The sequence below is a fragment of the Mycobacterium sp. 29Ha genome (assembly GCF_032883055.1).
Taxonomy (GTDB): Bacteria; Actinomycetota; Actinomycetes; order Mycobacteriales; family Mycobacteriaceae; genus Mycobacterium; species Mycobacterium gallinarum.
On record NZ_JAMQTI010000022.1, the window covers coordinates 1 to 18,611 of the forward strand.

The window sequence follows — 18,611 nt, forward strand, 5'->3', positions numbered from 1 at the left end:
ACGACCGCTACAGCGAGTCGTCACACTTTCTCAACCAACCTGCCTGGGCAGTACAACTAGGCCGTGCTCACCGCTTCGATCCTCGTGGGTACCGCTTCAATTCGAGCGGGGACATGCTTGTGCCAGGGCGTGCCGGCGTATGCATCACGCCAGTCAGACGACGTCAATGCATTCGGCGCCACACCAGGAACGTGTTCCCTACCCTCCCCGTCCACGAAGTCGAGTCCGAACCCGTTGGGCAGTGACGCGTGGCCCGGCAGCATCGCCTCGCTGATCTCGATGCTCGCTTCCGCGCTGCCAGCCGCGGTGGTGATGCGGGCCCGCGCACCCTGGACCAGGCCGAGTGCCTCGGCGTCCTCGAGGCTGACCCTCAGCGCGCCGTCGGCATCGCGTTTGCGCCAGGTCGGGTCGCGGAAAATGTCGTTCGCCGTGTAGGCGCGACGTTCGCCAGCGGAGAGCACGATGGGGAAGTCGGGTGTCGTGAAGTGCGGTTGCGCGTCGGCCAGACCGCGAATCTCGTCGAGCATCTCGGGCATCCCCAGTGCGATCTTCTTGTCGGCGTGCGTGATCAACGCGAAGTCGTCGTCGTACTCGTGCACCGTGAACGTGACGCCGGAGCGGTTCGACAAGATCGCGTCGAACAGCGCGTTGCCGTCGGCGTGCCCGGCCCGTTGCACCGCTTCGGGATACGTCATGGCCGCCTTCTGGGCCAGCCCCCACAGCGCGGCGGCTCCCGAAAGCCCCTCGGGAAGAGTCGGTCCCAGCGTTTCGTACAGCACGTAGGGGAGTACCTTGCCGAGCATCGGACTGGCGCCGACAGCCTGCAGGAAGGCAACGGTGAATGCTTCGCGACCTTCGGCTGCGGCGCGCCGCAGCGGTTCGAGCTCCTCGTCGTCGACCACGCCGAGCGCCCGCACCAGACGGGCCCAGATCTCCGGCTCGGGGAGGGTTCCCTCGAGCGGCTCCATCAGCCGGTGCCGCAAATGGAAGGTGTTGTGCGGAAATTCGAGGTTGAAGAAGGTCGACTCGGACTTCTCGTACTGCGATGCCGCCGGCAGCACGTAGTGGGCCAGGCGCGCGGTTTCCGTCATCGCGACGTCGATCACCACCATCAGTTCCAGCGCACTGAACGCCTCGCGGCACGCGTTGGAATCCGCGAGCGAGTGGGCGGGATTGCTGCTCTCGACGATCATGGCTCGGAACCGGTCCGGGTGATCGCCCAGCATCTCTTGGGGTACGACATTGCTGGGGATCAGGCCGCCGACGACGGGGGCGCCGGTGACCGGTGTGCGGCCGACGTCGCGAGTGTGACGGAATAGCGGGCCGAAAGACGAATGTAGATGCTGGGCACCGCGTTTCGCGAAATTTCCGGTCAGGATCCAGAGCAGCTTGTTGAGATAGGAGCACAGTGTGCTGTTGGGGGCCTGTTGGATGCCGAGGTCCTCGAAGACGGACACGCTCGTCGCGGCGCCGATCCGTCGCGCCGCCGCGCGAATCGATTCCTCGTCGACGCCGCACCGTAGCGCATAGTCGGCGACGTCGACAGTGCGCAGGATCTCCAGCACGGGGTCGACACCGTTGACATGCTCGGTGAGAAACTCCTTGTCGCACAGGTCTTCCTGCACGACCACAGCGACCAGGGCCGCCAACGCCCACGCGTCGGTGCCTGGTCGCACGCGCAGGTGGATATCGGCCATCTTCGCGGTGTCGGTGATCACCGGGTCGATGACGATCATGGCGCGCTCGGGGTCTTTGGCGATGTCGTTGAGCACCGTTCTGGCCCGCGGGAAACTCTGCGACATCCACGGGTTCTTGCCGATGAACACCGATACTTCGGCGTGCTCGAACTCGCCTCGCGTGTGGCCGCCGTAGAGGTGGGCGTCCACCCACGCTTCGCCTGTCTTCTCCTGGGCGAGCGCATTGGAACGGTAGTGCGAGCCGAGCACCTTGAGGAATGCGCCGCTGTACGCGCCGCCGAGATGGTTACCCTGCCCGCCGCCGCCGTAGTAGAAGATCTTGTCGCCGCCGTAGGTGTCGGCGATGCGTTTGAAGCCCGCTGCGATCTCGGTGACCGCTGTGTCCCAGTCGATCTCCTCGTAGCTACCGTCGGGACGTCGGCGCATGGGGGAGGTCAGTCGGCTGCGATTGTTCTGGTAGTGGTCCAGCCGTAGCGCCTTGTTGCAGGTGTATCCCTGCGAGGCCGGATGTTCTTTGTCGCCGCGGATCTTCGCCAGCTTGCGGCCGTCGAGTTGGACGACGATCCCGCAATTGCATTCGCAGAGGATGCATGCGGTCGGGTGCCAATCTTCTGGGGCCGCTACGGCGGCGACGTCCTGGTTAGTCATCTCCGGGTTTCCTTTCCGAGGTCTCGGCCAGTACGAGGGCGCGTAGCTGGCCATGAACGAGGTCGAGAGCCGCGACATCCCGAGATGCGCGCGCGACGACGATCGCGCCTTCCACGGATGTGGTTGTCAGCATGGCGAGTTCGGCGGCGCGCTTCTTGGGGACGCCGTCCGATATCAGGCGGGTGGTGATGAGGTCCGTCCATCGACTGAAGGCCGCGGCCGCGCGTTCGATCACCGCGGTGGCGGCGTCGGGCTTCGCGGGGTCACCCGCCTCCACGCTCACCGCGACGACCGGGCACCCCGCGCGAAAGTCGCTTTTCAGCAACTGCTTTCGATAGTCGGCGAACAGCCTGTCGAGTGCGTCGACGCCGGATTCGGCTTTGGCGATCTTCGCCGCGATGTACTCGCCCGCGTAGTCGATCGCTTCGCACAGCAGCTGAGTGCGGCCGCCGGGAAAGTAGTGGTAGGCCGATCCGCGCGGGGCTCCGCTGTGCTGCAGCACGTCGGCGATGGCGGTCGGGTGGGCACCGCGCTCGCGGATCAGGAGAGCGGCCGATATGACCATCCGCTCGCGAGGACTGACCATGCGCGTGGACCTCCGTCCGGCGGGCTATGTATGACACCTTACATAATTCCCGGGCCAGAACAAGGCCGAGATGCCGGGGGTCAGCCGGCGAGCGTCAGCCAGACTGCAAGAAAGCCCGACAGGCAGGCCAGGCACACCAGGTGGTCAACACACACCGCTCGCGCCAACCGCGACTGTTCGGCGGGATCATCGGTGTGCGCCCCGAGGCGAACGGCGCTGCGAACCGTGCGCGCCATCGCCAAGGCAATCGGGAAGCCGGCCAGCACGACACTTGTCACGATCAGCCACCAAGGGTCATCGCCGGTGAGGAACCGAACGGCGAGCGCGCCCAGCAGGATCGCCATCACCACTGCGATCAGATGACTCATCGGCCGCGATGTCGTCGTGGCCCGGCGGTAATACCCGCAGATCGACGCGAGCACCGGCTCCGGTAGGACGTCAGCGTCGCGGTGTCGAAGGACCTGGCTGTCGAACATCAGGTCCATCCACAGCACGGCGATCAGAAAGCCGGCGCACGCGGCGGCGATCAAACAGACGCAGCCTCATTGAGCTCGTTGAGCGTGGCGGTCGCCTCGAGGTACTCCTGCACCCACCGCTCGATCACGGCCGCGGACTTCTCCACCTTGGTGAACTGGCCGACGACCTGGCCGATCGGATTGAACGCGACGTCGACACTCTCGTTGGGGTACTTGTGCGTGGCTGCGACCGCCATCCCGGAAACCATGTACTGCAACGGCATTCCGAGCGGCTTCGGGTTGTCCGGGTTCTCCCACGCCTCGGTCCAGTCGTTGCGCAGCATCCGCGCGGGCTTACCGGTGAAGGACCGGCTGCGCACGGTGTCGCGGCTCTCGGCCTTGACGTACGCGGCATGTTGCACCGGGGTGTGCTCGGACTCCTCGACCACCACCCACTGCGAACCGGTCCACGCGCCCTGCGCGCCGAGCGCCAGCGCCGCGGCGATCTGTTGACCGCTGCCGATGCCACCCGCTGCGAGCACGGGAACGGGTGCGACCTCCTTGACGACCTGCGGCCACAGCACGATCGAGCCAATCTCACCGCAGTGTCCGCCCGCTTCGCCGCCCTGAGCGATGATGATGTCGACACCGGCATCGGCATGCTTGCGCGCCTGCGACGGCGAGCCGCACAGCGCGGCGACCTTACGTCCTTCGTCGTGGATGTGCTTGATCATGTCGGCGGGCGGGGTGCCGAGCGCGTTGGCGATCAGGGTGCACTTCGGGTGCTGCAGCGCGACCTCGACCTGCGGGGTGGCGGTGGCCTCGGTCCAGCCGAGCAGCTGCAGTGCGTCGTCGTCGCTGTGCTCGACGGGAACGCCGTGATCGGACAGCACCTTCTTCGCGAAGTCGATGTGCTCCTGCGGCACCAGGTCGCTGAGCGTCTTCTTGAGCACCTCGGGGTCGAGGTCGGTCGAGTCCATGCCCTCGTACTTGTTGGGGATGACGATGTCGACGCCGTAGGGGTGGTCGCCGATGTTCTCGTCGATCCACTTCAGCTCGATCTCGAGCTGCTCAGGGGAGAAGCCGACCGCGCCGAGCACACCGAATCCGCCGGCCTTGCTGACGGCTACCACCACGTCCCGGCAATGGGTGAAGGCGAAAATCGGATACTCGATGTTGAGTTCGTCGCAGATGGGGGTGCGCATGACTGCTCCTCGATGGGCCCGGATCAAGAATTGGAACGTGTTCTAGTTTAGTACGCCATCGGGCGGTTGTGACCAGTCGGGGGGTATTGCCGGCCGATGAGGCCTATTCGCCGGTCAGGTCCTCGACGAAGGAGACCTCGTTGCCGTCCGGATCGGCGACGTCGACGACCTTGACCAGATCGGCGATCACCACGAGCTCACCGGTCGCGATGCCCTCGGCCTCCAGTGCCGAGATCTGCGCCCCTAGGTCGTCGACCCCGAGACGCACCGCAGTCTTGCCCGCGCGGTCGTGATCCTCGACGACTTGAAGCCACGCGGTTGCGGCGATCTGCCACTCGCCGACGCCTTCGATCGGTTCCAGGTCGGGTTCGCGGCCGATGACACGGATGTACCAGGCGCGGGCGGCGGCGTAGTCCCTGGTCGCGATGACCGCGGCGATGTCATTGAATTTGTCCGGCACGGCTGCGCCTGTCAGTCGTAGCCGACGAGCCTGCGCAGCGACGGGCGCCGTCGCCCGCCGGTGCCGACGACGCGAAGGACCGGCCAGTCGTGTTCGGCGGCCAGCGTGGCGAGTTTCGGGCGCGGGTTCACCGGCCGGGGGTTGCCGACCATCGCCATCAACGCCGCGTCCTCGTCGCCGTCGGCGTAGAAGTAACTGCGTTGCAGGTCAACCTGATTGACGTCGCAGAAGCCCACTGCCGCGCTGGCCTTGTTCCGCCCCCACACGACGGGTCGCTCGATTTGACCGGTCAAGCGGCCGTCACCGTCGAGCGCGAAGTGGTTGCACAGCACGTGGTCGATCTCGAGGTAGCGGGCGACCGGGTTGGCATGGATGGTCACGGCCGAGGTGGTGAGCACCACGGTGTGACCGCGTTCCTGATGCGCCGCGACGATCTCGCGCATGACCGGAAAGACTCGGGTGGCGAGACTGTCGACGAAGATCCGCTCGCAGACGTCATCGAGGTCGGCCAGCCTCTCGCCGCGGAGATAGCCCGCCGCCCTGGTCAGCAGGTGTTCGAACCGCATCCGGCGAAGCCGGTAACGCATCGCCGCTTCGAAGACCCCGAGGATCTCACCGATGCCGGCCTGCCGTCGTTTGAAGCGGTCACTGGCGTGCGCCGCTGCGGTGAACCCATCCACCAGGGTGCCGTCGAGATCGAAAAAGGCACCGACGTGCGACCCCGGTTCACTTGCGGCGATCTCGGCAGTGGGGTCCTCGGCCACGGGCTGCGCGGTCATCGCGCCCCAGCCTACGTCGCTGCGACGACACCCTTCCCGGTCACGAGCGGCATATCCAACGTGGTGCGGATGCCCGCGGGCGCGGCGACGACGTCGGGGATCGCGTTCACGATGCGGCCCGCAGCGGCCAGGATCGCCGCGTACGGGGCGCCGCCGTTGCGGCTCATCGGCACGATGTCGCAGAAGTACGACGGCTCGCCGGTGATCTCGACTCGATACGAGCCACCCGGATGCGCGGGCTGGGCCCAGTCCGGACGCAGATCGGGGTCCAGGCGCGTCACATGCTCGACGACGATCACCGGCTTGCCGCCGACCATGCCCTCGATCAGGAAGCGGACCGCCGCGACGGTGCCTTTCTTGATCGTGCCGACCGCGACGTGCAGGTCCTCGGGAGCCGGCTCCTGTTCGACGGAATCGCGGATCTCGTCGACCTCGATACCGAGGCCCGCGGCGAGCTGACGGATGGCGGTGCCCCACGCGATGGACAGCACGCCGGGCTGATACAGGATCGGCAGATCGCCGATCGCGTTCCCGAAGCCCATCACGTCGAACATCACCGTCTCACCGTCGTAGGTGGCGTAGTCGGCGATCTCCATCGTGCGGATCTGTTCGATGCTCTGACACGTGCCGGCCAACGCGAAAGGCAGCAGGTCGGTGCAGAAGCCCGGATCGACTCCGGTGAAGAAGACGGTCGAATCTCCTTCACGCGCAGCGTCTTCCACTTTCTGGATGGCCTTGTCGGGAAGCAGCCCCCACGGGTACTGAAGCGCGCCGACGCTCGATCCGACGACGTTGATGCCCGCGGACAAGAACGTGCGCACATCGGCCAGTGCCTCACGGGGGCGCGTGTCACCCATGGCGGTGTACACGACGCAGTCGGGCTTGGTGGCGATGATGGCCTCGAGGTCGTTGGTCGCGGTGACGCCCGTCGGGACATCCAGCCCGGCGAGTTCGCCGGCGTCCTTGCCCACCTTGGCGTCCGTCGACACCCATACGCCGGTCAGCTCGAAGCGCGCGTCGGTGATCAATTGCCTGAGCGCCAGGCTGCCGCAGTTGCCGGTGCCGAGGAGCGCGACGCGAATTGCCATGGCGAGCAGTATGCAAGCTGCCCTCCGAAATTGGAACAGGTTCTAGTTCCCCGAGGTGGTGCGGTAACCTGACGCCCCATGGGACGCGTGGACGGAAAAGTGGCACTGATCAGTGGCGGAGCTCGCGGGATGGGAGCCGCTCACGCCAGGGCGCTGGTCGCCGAGGGCGGCAAAGTGGTCATCGGGGACATCCTCGACGAGGAGGGCAAGGCACTGGCCGATGAACTCGGCGAATCCGCGCGCTATGTCCACCTCGACGTCACCGATGCCGAGCAGTGGGAAGCGGCGGTCAATGTCGCCGTCGAGGCGTTCGGCAAGTTGACCGCGCTCGTCAACAACGCCGCCATCGTGGCGCTGGGCCAGATCGGCAAGTTCGACATGGCCAAATGGCAGCAGGTCATCGACGTCAACCTCACGGGCACCTTCCTGGGCATGCAGGCCGTCGTCGAAGAGATGAAGAAGGCGGGCGAGGGCTCGATCATCAACGTCTCGTCCATCGAGGGTCTGCGCGGTGCGCCAATGGTGCACCCCTACGTCGCATCGAAGTGGGCGGTCCGCGGGCTGGCCAAGTCGGCGGCGATCGAACTGGGCCCCAAGAACATCCGGGTCAACTCGATCCATCCAGGCTTCATTCGTACCCCGATGACGAAGCATTTCCCCGACGACATGGTCACCGCGCCACTGCGGCGGCCCGGCCAGTCCGAAGAGGTCGCGCCGTTCGTCGTATTCCTGGTCAGCGACGAGTCGTCGTTCGCGACGGGCGCCGAGTTCATCATGGACGGTGGACTGGTGACCGACGTTCCGCACAAGCCGCTGCCGCTGGGTTAATCCCGCTCGGCCGGGGCGCACCGGTGCCAGACTTCAGCCATGCATGAAGTCGACCAGAACACCGAGAACATGCTGCGCAGCGTGCTGGCCTACGCCGAGAACCGGTTGCGCATGAGCCCGGTCCCGCTCGACAAGGGCACGCTGGGGATCGACGAGCTGTACGAGCGACTTGACGGAGTGATCCGCGAGACGCCGCGACCGCCAGATGAGGTGCTTGGCGTCTACACCTCGGTGATCGCCCCGAGCGTCATCTCCGCGGACAGTCCGCGCTTCCTCGGCTTCATTCCGGCCGCGCCGACGAAAGCGAGTCTGGCGTTCGACATGTTGGTGTCGTGCGCGTCGATTCAAGGCATCTCGTGGCTGGAGGCCTCGGGCGCGATCGCGGCCGAGAACTCGGTGCTGCGCGTGATCGCACACGAAGCCGGGATGCCGACGACATCGGGTGGATGCTTCGTCTCAGGAGGCTCGGCGGGGAACCTGTCGGCGCTCGCGGTGGCGCGCGAGACCACGAAGAAGCGCGGTGCGACCGGCCGGCTGCGGGTGGTGGTCGGATCCGATGCGCACTCGTCGATCGTCAACACCCTGCGGCTGCTCGAGATGGACGCATGGGTGGTCGAGACGCCGGATCACCGGCTCACCGCCGACACTGTCCGTGCGGCGGTGCCCGCCGACGCGCAGGACATCGCCGCTGTGGTGTGCACGTCCGGGACGACCAACGCGGGCATCATCGACGACCTGGCCGGCGTCGGAGCGCTTGCGCGAGAACGTGGTTGGTGGTTCCACGTCGATGGTGCCTACGGCGGTTCCGGCATCTTCGCCCGGTCGCTGCGGCCGAAGTACATCGGGCTGGAACAGGCCGACTCGTTCATCCTGGATCCCCATAAATGGCTGTTCACGCCGTTTGACTGCTGTGCGCTGTTGTATCGCGATCCCGAGCTGGCAAGGGCGACCCACACTCAGGACGCGTCGTATCTCGACGTCATCCACACCTCGACCGGTGAGTGGAATCCGTCGGACTACGCGTATCACCTCACGCGGCGGGCGCGTGGATTGCCGCTGTGGTTCTCCCTCGCGGTGTACGGCCTGGAGGCCTATCGGCAGGCGATCGAGGTCGCCGCGGCGCTCGCACGTCAGACCGCGGAGCTGATCCACGCCGCACCCCAACTGGAATTGATCCGCGAGCCGGATCTCGGCGTGGTGCTGTTCCGCCGGCTCGGCTGGAACGCCGTTGACTACGACGAGTGGGCGCAGCGACTGCACGAGGACGAGGTGGCGTTCATTCCGCCCACCAAATGGGAGGGGGAGACAGTCGGCCGCTTCGCCTTCCTCCACCCGGCGACGACGCTAGACATCGTCCGTCAAGTGCTGGCCCGCACCGAATAGGCGCCCGATCAGTCGACGGCGGCGAAGTTGACCGTCGCCGTGGCACCGATCTGGTCGTCGTTGGCGCGGTAGATGTCCACCTGGACGACGACGGACCGCTTGCCGGTGCGCAGGATGCGCGCGACCGCGCGGGCCGGCCCGACCTTGATCGGCCGCAGATAGCGAATGAAGAGATCGGTCGTGGCGATCGCGTGCCCGAACGGCGTGGCCCTGGCGGCGAGTTGGCCCGCGGTCACGTCGGCCATCGTGGCGATCAACCCGCCCTGTAGTCCGCCCGCGGTGTTGACGGTGCGCTCGTCGACGGGCATCTCCATGATCACGCTGTCGTCGGTCGACGGGACCTCGGCGAGGCCGAGCTGATCGAAGAGCTCCCGCAGCGACCTCGGCGCAGTCATGCGGAACGACATTACCGCCCTGCGTGTCCCACGTCCGCGATGCGTAATGTCGTACGGCGTGAGTGCACGCGCGGGCATCGTGGTGACCGGAACCGAAGTCCTCACCGGAAGGGTGACCGACCGCAACGGGCCGTGGATCGCCGACCGACTCCTCGAGCTCGGTGTCGAACTCGCGCACATCACCATCTGCGGGGACCGGCCGGACGACATCGAGGCGCAACTGCGGTTCCTCGCCGACGAGGGTGTGGACCTCATCGTCACGAGCGGGGGTCTTGGCCCGACCGCCGACGATATGACGGTAGCGACGGTGGCCCGGTTCTGCGGCCGAGAGTTGGTGTTGGACAACGAGCTTGAGGTCGAGATCGCCGGCATCGTGCAGCGCCTGATGGCGCGCTTCCCCAACGTCGATCTGGAGGCGGTCCGCGCAGCCAACCGCAAGCAGGCACTGGTACCCGAGGGCGCCCATGTCATCCATCCGGTCGGCACCGCCCCGGGCGTCGTCGTACCGGGGAAACCGACGGTCGTCGTGCTGCCCGGTCCGCCGCGCGAGCTGCAGCCGATGTGGCCGTCGGCTCTGCAAACGCCTGCGGTGCAGGCGGCGATCGCCGGCCGGACGACGTACCACCAGGAGATGGTGCGGATGTTCGGTCTGCCGGAATCGGGACTCGCCGACACGCTGCGCGAGGCCGAAGCGCACGTCGGCGGCTTCGAACGGCTCGAGATCACCACCTGCCTGCGGCGCGGCGAAATCGAGATGGTGACCCGCTACGAACCGGACGCGGCCACCGTGTACGCCGACCTGATGAGGCTGCTGCGCGAGCGCCATGGCGGCGAGATCTTCTCCGAGGACGGCGCCACCGTCGACGACCAGGTTGCGGCGCTGCTGGCCGGACGGACGATCGCCACCGCCGAATCCTGCACGGCGGGCCTGGTGGCCGCACGGCTGACGGATCTGCCCGGGTCGTCGGCGTACGTCGCGGGAGGAGTGGTGTCGTACTCGAACGAGGCCAAGTCCGAACTTCTCGGCGTGGACCCGGCACTCATCGAAGCGCACGGCGCGGTGTCGGAAGATGTCGCCGAGGCGATGGCGGAGGGGGCGTTACGCCGGTTTGCCGCCGACACCGCGATCGCGATCACGGGGATCGCCGGGCCGGGTGGCGGCTCCGAGGACAAGCCGGTGGGCACGGTCTGTTTCTGCGTGAAGCTCGCCGACGGCACCACCGACGTGCGCAGGATGCGGCTACCCGGCAACCGGTCCGATGTCCGTGAGAGGTCGACGACCGTCGCGATGCATCTGTTGCGCCGCGCGCTGGCGTGAGATGCCGGGCCGGCGCGATGACGTACGCTGCTCGGCAGGAGGACTTACCAATGACTGCAGCTGACCTGCGCAAAGAGATTACCGAGCGCGCTGTCCAGGCCGGGTGGCATTGCCGCGGCGCCGACCGCGCCGACTACTACACCCGCAGTCCGGTACGCGTCCACGTGATCTGGCAGGGCAACGACGCCATCAGCGGCGGCGCGCTGTACCACGACGACTTTCTCATGACCTACTCCAGAGACCTGGACACCGTCGCAGGCTGGCTCAAGCGCTGATCGGCTGAACGCGACCCCGGCGCCGCGCGCGGGGCGGCACGCTAGGAGTCGTATTCGTCCCACACCTTGAGCATCGTGTGCAGGATCTCCTCGGCTCGGCCGAGTCCGGCGAGGTGGCTTTCTCCGGGCATCGGATAAAGCTCGGCATCGGTCAGCCGCGACACCACGTGCTGCCCGTGCGCGTACGGCACGATGTGGTCGGCGTCGCCGTGCCACCAGCGGACGGGCACCTTGATGTCGCTCAGCCGGAAACCCCAGTCCCTGGCGAAGACGACGACGTCGGAGAACGGCGCCGCCATCTGCTTGCGGCTGCCGTTGAGGATGTCATCGAGGAACATCGCCTTGATCTCCGGGCGGGCCAGCAGCCTGCGGTCGGCTTCCGGCGAGACCCGGCCGTACAGGTCGGCGGCGGGGGACGCGACGGGGCGAATCAGCCGGATGATGGCGCTGGCGAGCAGTCCGATAGGGGTGCCGGCCACCTGCAGCAGCGGGGCGACCCGCGTACCGAGATTGCCCATCAGACCCCCGGTGATGGCGTCTGAACCCATGGTCGGGGCGACCCCGCCGATGACGCCGGCGGCGACGATGCGATCGGGCAATGCCGCCGCGCAGCCGAGCGTGTACGGCCCGCCACCCGACAGCCCGACGACGACGAACTTGTCGATGCCCAGCGTGTCGGCGATGGTGCGCAGATCGTCGGCGAAGGCGACGACGGTGTCGTAGCTGTGCTGAGTGGACGAGCCGATGCCCGGCCGGTCCACTCCGATCAACCGAATGTGCTGCTGTTCGGCGTAGACGCGGGCTTCCATCGGGATCTGGCGGCGGGCGCCGGGCGTTCCGTGCAGCCAGAAAATGGCGCGCCCCTGGGGGTCTCCGAATTCGGCGAATCCGATCTGGCGGTCATCGCCGACGGCGATGTTGCCTTCGAGCTTGGGACGGGCGATTGCGACAACCATGGCCAAAGTGTCGCATGCCGCGTCTGCGCTCTTGCCGCTACACCCTGCGGAACTGGTAGGACGCTGACGTGATCAACCGGTCGCCGTTCCCCTCGTCGCGCATGAGCACGCGCACCGCGATCATGCCGTCGGCACCGTTCATCGGCTCGGTCTCGACACGGAACGGGCCGACCTTGCCGCGCGCGAGGAACATCACGTGCGTCGAGAGGCCCTGGACGCGGTCGGTTCCCGCAAGGATGGCCGCGGCGTCGGCGGCCGCCGCCTCGAGAATGACGAATTGGGGTCCGATGTGCAGCGCCGCGTCGGGCGACGCGACTTCCGCTGCGAGCTCGGGCAGGCCCCAGTTCCCGTCGGGCCGTCGGTAGCCGCCGAACACCTTCCACAGCGGAGGCAGATCGGGGGAGTCAACGACCTCCAGGGGATTGGCCTCCATCCGTTCGAGCCCCTCGGGCGGCGTCCCGATCGTCACGCCCTGACCTTCGATCAGCGCGAGCACACGATCGGGACGATCCGCGTCGACGATCTTCGCGCGGCTGTACCCCATTTGGCGACCGACCTTGAGTTCCTCGGAGATGATCTCGATTCGGCGAACGTCGCGGGCGGCGTCGATGATCTGGCATGAGTGGATGACGGGGTTGGGCACCGCCTCCAGGTCCGACATATGACCGCTCTCTGGCGCCGAGATGCCGTACACCGCGAGCAGCACTCCGCCGGCCGGGTTACGCATGTCGTGGCGCAGTGTGACGGTGTTGTCCTCGGTGACGAGATCCATCGACGCGTGACTGCGCCCGATGTAGCGGTAGCTCAACAATCCGCCCCAGCGCCTCCGCAGTTCGGCCGCGTACTCCTCTGGCGATTCGGTCAGTTCGCGGATATCGCGCAGCATTCGGTGCTCCGTTTCGTCGGGGTTCCCCTGAGTCTCCAACGAAGCAGGCGGCTAGCGCCAGATCACAGAATGGGATGGCGCGGCGTCAGGCTCATCACGTAGTCGGCGGGGAAGGATGCCTCGATCACCCTGAGCTGGTCGTTGGCCTTGGATTCCAGCTCGAGAACGACGCAGCTTTCGCCGAGTTTCTTGGACTCCAGAACTATGTAGTGCTGACCGCCACCGTTGACGTCGGTGATTGGGTCCCCTGAGCGCAGTGCCCCGACCGGTACCAGGCCGGGGGCTTTAGTTTCTGGTGCAGGGTCTATCTCCACCCTTGAAACGGTAGGTGACTCCGCCGAGTCAGAGGCGCGATTCGACCAATGGTCGGCCGCCTCGGTTCATCCGACGGCTAGCACGTAGCCGACGCTGCCGAGAAACACCGTGATCGTGCACAGCGCCAGCGTCGCAACCGCGAACGGCCAGCTGCGCTTCCGGCGGAACAGTTGCACCACCGTCACGACGACGCCCACCACGCCGATGACCGCGGCCACACCGAGAGCCAGCATGACCGCGGTGACGGCTCCCTCCACGCTGCAGCTCGCCGGTGGACACGAGTCGATGAAGGCGAGCGAAAAGAGTCCGAAAAGCGACGCGACGGCGCCCAGTAACACCGTCAGGATCAGCGCCGTGACGGAGACAGCGATGTCACCGCCGGACGCCGTGGGCTTCGGCGGCCCGATGGGCGGATAACCGTACTGCGCCATGCCGAGTGATGCTAACGGTCACGTTGTGCGTTTCCTCCCGAACTGCTGTGGTGATCGGCAATCATGGATGCCTGCCCACCGATGCGCCTTGGGGGTGACATGGACAGCACGATGCAAGACTTTCCGCTGACCGTGACCGGGATCCTGCGGCACGGCACCACCTGGTATTCCGGCCGCAAGGTGATTACCAAGACCGCCGACGGCTATCGCGAGATCTGCTTCGGCGAACTCGGCACCCGCGTCGCTCAACTCGCACACGGCCTGCGACAGCTCGGCGTGACGACTGGGCAGCGCGTCGCCACGTTCATGGCGAACAACCAGGAGCACCTGGAGGCGTACTTCGCCGTTCCGTGCATGGGTGCGGTACTGCACACACTGAACATCCGGCTCGCCGGTGAACACATCGCCTTCATTGCCAACCAGGCCGAGGATTCCGTTGTGCTGGTTGATGTGTCGCTCGTCGACGTGCTCGCCGCGGTGCTGCCGAACCTGACGACGGTGCAGACCGTGGTCGTGGTAGGAGACGGTGATCTGGCGCCGCTTACGGCGTCGGGCAAGAACGTCATCTGTTACGACGAACTGCTCGACGGACAGCCGATCGAGTATGACTGGCCCGATCTCGACGAGAAGTCTGCCGCCGCAATGTGTTACACCAGCGGTACCACGGGAAACCCCAAAGGCGTTGTGTACAGCCACAGATCGACCTATCTCCACTCGATGAGTGTCTGCGCAGCCAACGCGATCGGCCTGGTCGACGGTGATCGGGTGTTACCAATCGCGTCGATGTTCCATGCCAATGCGTGGGGGCAGCCCTATGCGGCGGTGATGGCCGGCGCCGACCTTCTGTTGCCCGACAAGTACCTACAGGCCGAACCTCTCGTCGACATGATCGAACTGCAACGCCCGACCGTCGCAGCGGCTGTCCCCACGATCTGGAACGACGTGCTGCAGTATCTTCACGCCAATCCCGGAAGAGATATCTCCTCGCTGCGGATGGTTGCTTGCGGAGGTTCCGCTGTCCCACTGGCAATGATGAAGGAATTCGAGCAGCACTTCGGTGTGCTCATTCGGCAGGCCTGGGGTATGACCGAGACGTCTCCGCTGGCCGCTCTGGCGGCACCGCCGCCCGAAGTCACCGGCGAGGATGCCTGGACGTTGCGGGCAGCGGCAGGCCGAGTAGTGAGCGGAGTGGAGATCAGGATTGTCGACGACGAGGGTGGGGTCCTCCCGAACGACGGTAAAGCGGTGGGGGAGCTTGAGGTTCGCGGGCCCTGGATCACGGGGTCGTATTACCAGAATGCCGATTCGGAGAAGTTTCACGAGGGCTGGCTGCGCACCGGCGACGTGGGCCGTATCGATCCGCAGGGGTTCATCACGCTCACCGACCGTGCCAAGGACGTGATCAAGTCGGGTGGCGAGTGGATCTCGTCGGTGGAACTCGAGCTGTGCATCATGGAACATCCCGCGGTGCTGGAGGCCGCCGTGGTGGCGGTGCCCGACGAGCGTTGGCAGGAGCGACCGCTGGCAGCCGTTGTGATCAAGAACGACGCGTCATCCAGTGCGCAGGAGCTGCGAGAGCACCTGTGCGACAAGGTGGCCCGCTTCTGGCTGCCCGAGCGGTGGACCTTCATCGACGAGGTGCCGAAGACCAGCGTCGGCAAGTTCGACAAGAAGTACATCCGTTCGCTCTACGCCGACGGCATGTACGACGTCGTCGAGTGCCGGGACTGACTCAACTGGTCGCGGTCAATGCCCACCGGATTCCGCCGACGACGACACGGCCCGACAGCCGGATGAGCGTGGCCTCGACCGGCGGAAAGTAGGGCAGCCGCAGCGGCAGCCGTGCCCATGGCGGCAACATCGCCACCGACGTCGCCGCGAGCAGACCGTACGGGGCTCGCGCGACGACGGGCAGCGGGGGAGTCAACAACAAGTAGCGAGCGGCCTCTCGGGCCGACTGTGTGCTCGTCAACTCCGGGCGGAAGGCTTCGATGCGTTCGGCCAGTTCCCGCTCGGTCCGCGGCGGGTCGATGACACCGAGTGCCGTGGCGACGCGTGCGGTGTCGGCCACATATCCGTCACGGCCACTCTGATCGAGCGGGTGTGCCCCGTAAAGCTGGTGCGCGAGCAGGAAGCTGTCGACCTCCGCGATGTGTACCCACTCGAGCAGGTGCGGGTCTCCGGCGGCGTAGGGCCTGCCGTCGGGAGCCACACCGCTCACCCGCCGGTGAATGCCGCGCACCTTGTCCACCGCCCGCTGCGCGTCGGCGGCAGGACCGAAGGTGGTCACGGCCAGAAAGGTGCTGGTGCGCTGAAGCCGTCCCCACGGGTCACCCCGGTAGTCGGAGTGCTCGGCGACGCCTGCCATCGCAAGCGGATGCAGGGACTGCAACAGCAGCGCGCGCAGCCCGCCGACGAACATCGACGCGTCGGCGTGCACACGGCGAATTGGGCGATCCTCGTCGAACCACCGCGGGCCGGGTGTGTCGTGAATGCGGGAGCGGTTGGCCGGACCGTTCGGGCCCGCAACCAAACCGAACAGGCTGCGTCCCAGCTGCTTCCGCACGGCTCCAACGTCCGGCAACACCGTCATGACTCAACCGTACGGGAGGGCGACGGTGCGGCCCTGCCAACCGATCGACCGGCCGGAATTGCCCATTGCGCCGCTGATCGGTGCTTTACTCGGGACTATGCGACACACGACGCGGATTTTGACGCTGACGGCAGCGATGGCTTTGGCGGCACCTCCTGCGGCAGCGTTCGCCGACGGTACCGACGACGCCGGGGTCGCCGCCGGAGCGGGCGGCACCGTGCTGCCGTTCTCGCAGATCCTGCGTCGGTGCGACTTCAGCGAGACCGACTACAACGGGCCGACGGGGATGGGGAGGCCGCTCGGCACGTTGCGATCGGACGGTTCCACGCTGACCGCCGATGTGCAGATCGCGACCGCCGTGCCCAACATGCGTTACGACGTCAGGCTGATTCAAGTGCCCCGGTCCTCTGCGGTGCCGTGTTGGGGTGCGGATCCGGGCGTCGCGCAGACTTCGTTGAATACCGACAGGGGCGGGGCGGGGTCGGTGACTATTCAGGACGGAATCGAGCCGGGAGCGACAGGCGCTTGGGTGTTCATCAGTCGCCCGGACAGGTTCTCGCAGAATCCGGCAGAGTTCTACACGACGGACTTGATCGCTCCGATCTAGAACGCGAAAGCCTTGGAGGCGAAGATCTTTCGCAAGAACTCAAGCCGGCACCACTACCGTCAAGTGATTGCCTTCGCGTTCGATGCGCATGCCGGCGCGCCGCCCGATCGTCGCTACTGCGGCCGCGGTGTCAGGCTCGGATCGGGTGGAGGCCAGCACGCGGGCCAGCCGTCCCTTGTGCGCCTTATTGAAGTGGCTGACCACCGTGCGCTTGCCGTCGGAATTCTCCGAGACGACATCGACGCGCACGGCATCGGGCAACCTGCCGAGCGACGCGTACGAGCCTGACCGCAGGTCGACGACCAGCTCGTGCGCTGCGACCCTGACGAGCGCCGGCTCGAGCAGAGGTCGCCAGCGCGTCGACAGAGCGGGCTGTCCGGGCAGCTTCGATGTCGCGGAGAGCCGGTATGCGGGTATGTGATCGTCGGCGCGCAGTAGCCCGAAAAGTGCCGATCCGACCGCGAGCCTGGCCCGGGCACGGCTCGCCGCGACGCGCGTCAGCGATGCGATGTCGAGCGCGTCGTACAGCACGCCGGTATAGCGGTCGATTGCGGCGAGCGTTGGCGCATCGCATAGTGCGGCATTGCGCTCGATCTCGACGTGTTGAGCAGCCGAGAGCCCGAGTGCGCGACTGCACGCCGACGTGTCGGCGGCGAGCTCGACCAGCTCGTAGACGAGTTCGGCGCGCAGCGGCGTCAGCTCGGGGTATGACAGCGCGTCCAGGCTCAGTGATGGCCCGTCGCCGCCAGGATGCTTGGTCTCCGACGGCGGCAGCAGCACGATCACGCCGCAGACGTTATCGCGCCCTTCGGGTCAGGCCGGTGGCGCCGGGGCACCGGGGGGTGGGGGCAGCGGTGCGCCGGGCGGCGGCGGGGGCAGCGGTGCGCCGGGCGGCGGCGGTGCCATCGGCGGTGCGGGCGGGGGAGGCGGCGCCAACATCGGATCAACCGGGCCGGCCATCGGTGGTGCGGGCGGCGGCGGCGGTGGCGGTGCCATCGGTGGTGCCGGAGGCATCGGCGCCTGCTGGTTCATCAGCACGATCGGGGCGCCGGGGGGCGGTGGCACCTGATCGGGCGGCATCGGCAGGAACATGTGGTTGGTGAACTGCGACTGATAGGCGCCGCCGCCACCGACCTTGACTCCGCCGCCTTCTCCGGACGACACCGGCGTGCCGTCGGGCAGCGTCGCGGCGGTGTGACCGCCGTTCCAGCCCACGTTGAGCGCGCCGGGCTGCGTGCCGTACTGGAAGCCACGCGCAAGCAGTGCCTGCTCGATGTTCCCGGTGTGGAACCGGTCCCCGTAGACGGGGCGTCCGGTCGCCGCGTTGGTGACCCAGGAGACGAGTCCCGAGCAATCGGTACCGGCCGGGGAATCCCCACCGGTGACGTAGGGCGTGCCGGACACGGAATTGACTAGCGTCAAAAGCGTTGCAACAGCAAACATGACGCCGGACGTTAACAGAGCAATTTGTAACCCACCAAAATCTGTGACCACGTTCACCGAATATGGTGTGACCGCGACCACAATGCCGAAATTCGGTGGGCCACTTCACTCAACATCCAGCAGAAAACGGCGTATTCACCGATTTGTTTGCTGCTCGTGACCGTCGTGAAAGCGATTTATGTTGGAGAGAGCAACTATTCGCGGCAGTGATGCTGTTCGAACTCGACAGAACTTACGAAAAGCATTGCAAGGCAACCAGTTAT

At 66.5% G+C, this 18,611-nt stretch carries 21 protein-coding genes; 6 read left to right on the forward strand and 15 right to left on the reverse strand.

Annotation, left to right across the window (positions count from 1 at the left end):
• Positions 1-56 precede the first annotated feature (56 nt).
• The 7 genes from M1248_RS24370 to M1248_RS24400 all read right to left on the reverse strand — a co-directional run bounded on the left by M1248_RS24370 (position 57) and on the right by M1248_RS24400 (position 6,918).
• Positions 57-2,345, reverse strand: coding sequence for a molybdopterin-dependent oxidoreductase (locus M1248_RS24370; RefSeq protein ID WP_317149971.1), 2,289 nt, complete (start codon positions 2,343-2,345; stop codon positions 57-59).
• On the reverse strand, positions 2,338-2,931 hold the full coding sequence (locus M1248_RS24375; RefSeq protein WP_317149972.1) for a TetR/AcrR family transcriptional regulator: 594 nt from the start codon (positions 2,929-2,931) through the stop codon (positions 2,338-2,340). Before M1248_RS24375 ends, M1248_RS24370 begins: the two co-directional genes overlap by 8 nt.
• Positions 2,932-3,011: 80 nt before the next feature.
• Entirely contained in the window at positions 3,012-3,461 is a 450-nt protein-coding gene (locus M1248_RS24380; protein ID WP_232076105.1) for a hypothetical protein, read from the reverse strand.
• Positions 3,458-4,591, reverse strand: coding sequence for a nitronate monooxygenase (locus M1248_RS24385; protein WP_163728217.1), 1,134 nt, complete (start codon positions 4,589-4,591; stop codon positions 3,458-3,460). The genes M1248_RS24380 and M1248_RS24385 overlap by 4 nt, the downstream gene beginning before the upstream one ends.
• Positions 4,592-4,694: 103 nt before the next feature.
• The gene (locus M1248_RS24390) at positions 4,695-5,051 is read right to left on the reverse strand and encodes a VOC family protein (protein ID WP_232076104.1); all 357 of its coding nucleotides are present in this window, start codon (positions 5,049-5,051) and stop codon (positions 4,695-4,697) included.
• A gap of 11 nt (positions 5,052-5,062) precedes the next feature.
• The gene (locus M1248_RS24395; RefSeq protein WP_163728214.1) at positions 5,063-5,830 is read right to left on the reverse strand and encodes an HAD family hydrolase; all 768 of its coding nucleotides are present in this window, start codon (positions 5,828-5,830) and stop codon (positions 5,063-5,065) included.
• Positions 5,831-5,841: 11 nt separating this feature from the next.
• On the reverse strand, positions 5,842-6,918 hold the full coding sequence (locus tag M1248_RS24400) for a diacylglycerol kinase (protein WP_163728212.1): 1,077 nt from the start codon (positions 6,916-6,918) through the stop codon (positions 5,842-5,844).
• A 78-nt stretch (positions 6,919-6,996) separates the two neighbouring features.
• Between M1248_RS24400 and M1248_RS24405 the strand changes: the two genes are divergently transcribed.
• Both M1248_RS24405 and M1248_RS24410 read left to right on the forward strand, forming a co-directional pair.
• Positions 6,997-7,746 carry a glucose 1-dehydrogenase gene (locus M1248_RS24405; RefSeq protein WP_163728209.1) on the forward strand — a complete coding sequence of 250 codons (750 nt, stop codon included), beginning with the start codon at positions 6,997-6,999 and terminating at the stop codon, positions 7,744-7,746.
• A 39-nt stretch (positions 7,747-7,785) separates the two neighbouring features.
• Positions 7,786-9,129 (forward strand): pyridoxal phosphate-dependent decarboxylase family protein, encoded by a 1,344-nt coding sequence (locus M1248_RS24410; protein WP_317149973.1) that lies wholly within the window; start codon positions 7,786-7,788, stop codon positions 9,127-9,129.
• An 8-nt stretch (positions 9,130-9,137) separates the two neighbouring features.
• Here the strand turns inward: M1248_RS24410 and M1248_RS24415 are convergent, their stop codons facing one another.
• The gene (locus tag M1248_RS24415; RefSeq protein WP_083128445.1) at positions 9,138-9,524 is read right to left on the reverse strand and encodes a PaaI family thioesterase; all 387 of its coding nucleotides are present in this window, start codon (positions 9,522-9,524) and stop codon (positions 9,138-9,140) included.
• Between the two features lie 46 nt (positions 9,525-9,570).
• Between M1248_RS24415 and M1248_RS24420 the strand changes: the two genes are divergently transcribed.
• A complete protein-coding gene (locus M1248_RS24420; RefSeq protein WP_317149974.1) occupies positions 9,571-10,842 on the forward strand; it encodes a competence/damage-inducible protein A in 1,272 nt (423 codons plus the stop codon).
• A 50-nt stretch (positions 10,843-10,892) separates the two neighbouring features.
• On the forward strand, positions 10,893-11,117 hold the full coding sequence (locus tag M1248_RS24425) for a hypothetical protein (protein ID WP_317149975.1): 225 nt from the start codon (positions 10,893-10,895) through the stop codon (positions 11,115-11,117).
• A 41-nt stretch (positions 11,118-11,158) separates the two neighbouring features.
• On the opposite strand, the gene M1248_RS24430 is transcribed toward M1248_RS24425, so the two are convergent.
• The 4 genes from M1248_RS24430 to M1248_RS24445 all read right to left on the reverse strand — a co-directional run bounded on the left by M1248_RS24430 (position 11,159) and on the right by M1248_RS24445 (position 13,705).
• Positions 11,159-12,073 (reverse strand): alpha/beta fold hydrolase, encoded by a 915-nt coding sequence (locus M1248_RS24430; protein WP_163685269.1) that lies wholly within the window; start codon positions 12,071-12,073, stop codon positions 11,159-11,161.
• Between the two features lie 37 nt (positions 12,074-12,110).
• Positions 12,111-12,959 carry a hypothetical protein gene (locus M1248_RS24435; protein WP_317149976.1) on the reverse strand — a complete coding sequence of 283 codons (849 nt, stop codon included), beginning with the start codon at positions 12,957-12,959 and terminating at the stop codon, positions 12,111-12,113.
• Between the two features lie 62 nt (positions 12,960-13,021).
• A complete protein-coding gene (locus M1248_RS24440) occupies positions 13,022-13,273 on the reverse strand; it encodes a hypothetical protein (RefSeq protein ID WP_317149977.1) in 252 nt (83 codons plus the stop codon).
• Positions 13,274-13,339: 66 nt separating this feature from the next.
• Positions 13,340-13,705 (reverse strand): hypothetical protein, encoded by a 366-nt coding sequence (locus M1248_RS24445; protein ID WP_317149978.1) that lies wholly within the window; start codon positions 13,703-13,705, stop codon positions 13,340-13,342.
• A 99-nt stretch (positions 13,706-13,804) separates the two neighbouring features.
• On the opposite strand from M1248_RS24445, the gene M1248_RS24450 reads away from it, so the two are divergent.
• On the forward strand, positions 13,805-15,436 hold the full coding sequence (locus tag M1248_RS24450) for a long-chain fatty acid--CoA ligase (protein WP_317149979.1): 1,632 nt from the start codon (positions 13,805-13,807) through the stop codon (positions 15,434-15,436).
• Between the two features lies 1 nt (position 15,437).
• On the opposite strand, the gene M1248_RS24455 is transcribed toward M1248_RS24450, so the two are convergent.
• Entirely contained in the window at positions 15,438-16,298 is an 861-nt protein-coding gene (locus M1248_RS24455; RefSeq protein ID WP_317149980.1) for an oxygenase MpaB family protein, read from the reverse strand.
• A 97-nt stretch (positions 16,299-16,395) separates the two neighbouring features.
• Between M1248_RS24455 and M1248_RS24460 the strand changes: the two genes are divergently transcribed.
• Positions 16,396-16,905: a hypothetical protein gene (locus M1248_RS24460; RefSeq protein WP_163728179.1), complete on the forward strand. Its 510-nt coding sequence runs from the start codon at positions 16,396-16,398 to the stop codon at positions 16,903-16,905.
• A gap of 39 nt (positions 16,906-16,944) precedes the next feature.
• Here M1248_RS24460 and yaaA read toward each other — a convergent pair whose 3' ends face one another.
• Together yaaA and M1248_RS24470 are read right to left on the reverse strand one after the other, a co-directional pair.
• Positions 16,945-17,691: a peroxide stress protein YaaA gene (yaaA, locus tag M1248_RS24465; RefSeq protein WP_317149981.1), complete on the reverse strand. Its 747-nt coding sequence runs from the start codon at positions 17,689-17,691 to the stop codon at positions 16,945-16,947.
• A gap of 27 nt (positions 17,692-17,718) precedes the next feature.
• Positions 17,719-18,348, reverse strand: a complete 630-nt coding sequence (locus M1248_RS24470; RefSeq protein ID WP_317149982.1) for an NlpC/P60 family protein — start codon at positions 18,346-18,348, stop codon at positions 17,719-17,721.
• Positions 18,349-18,611 lie beyond the last annotated feature (263 nt).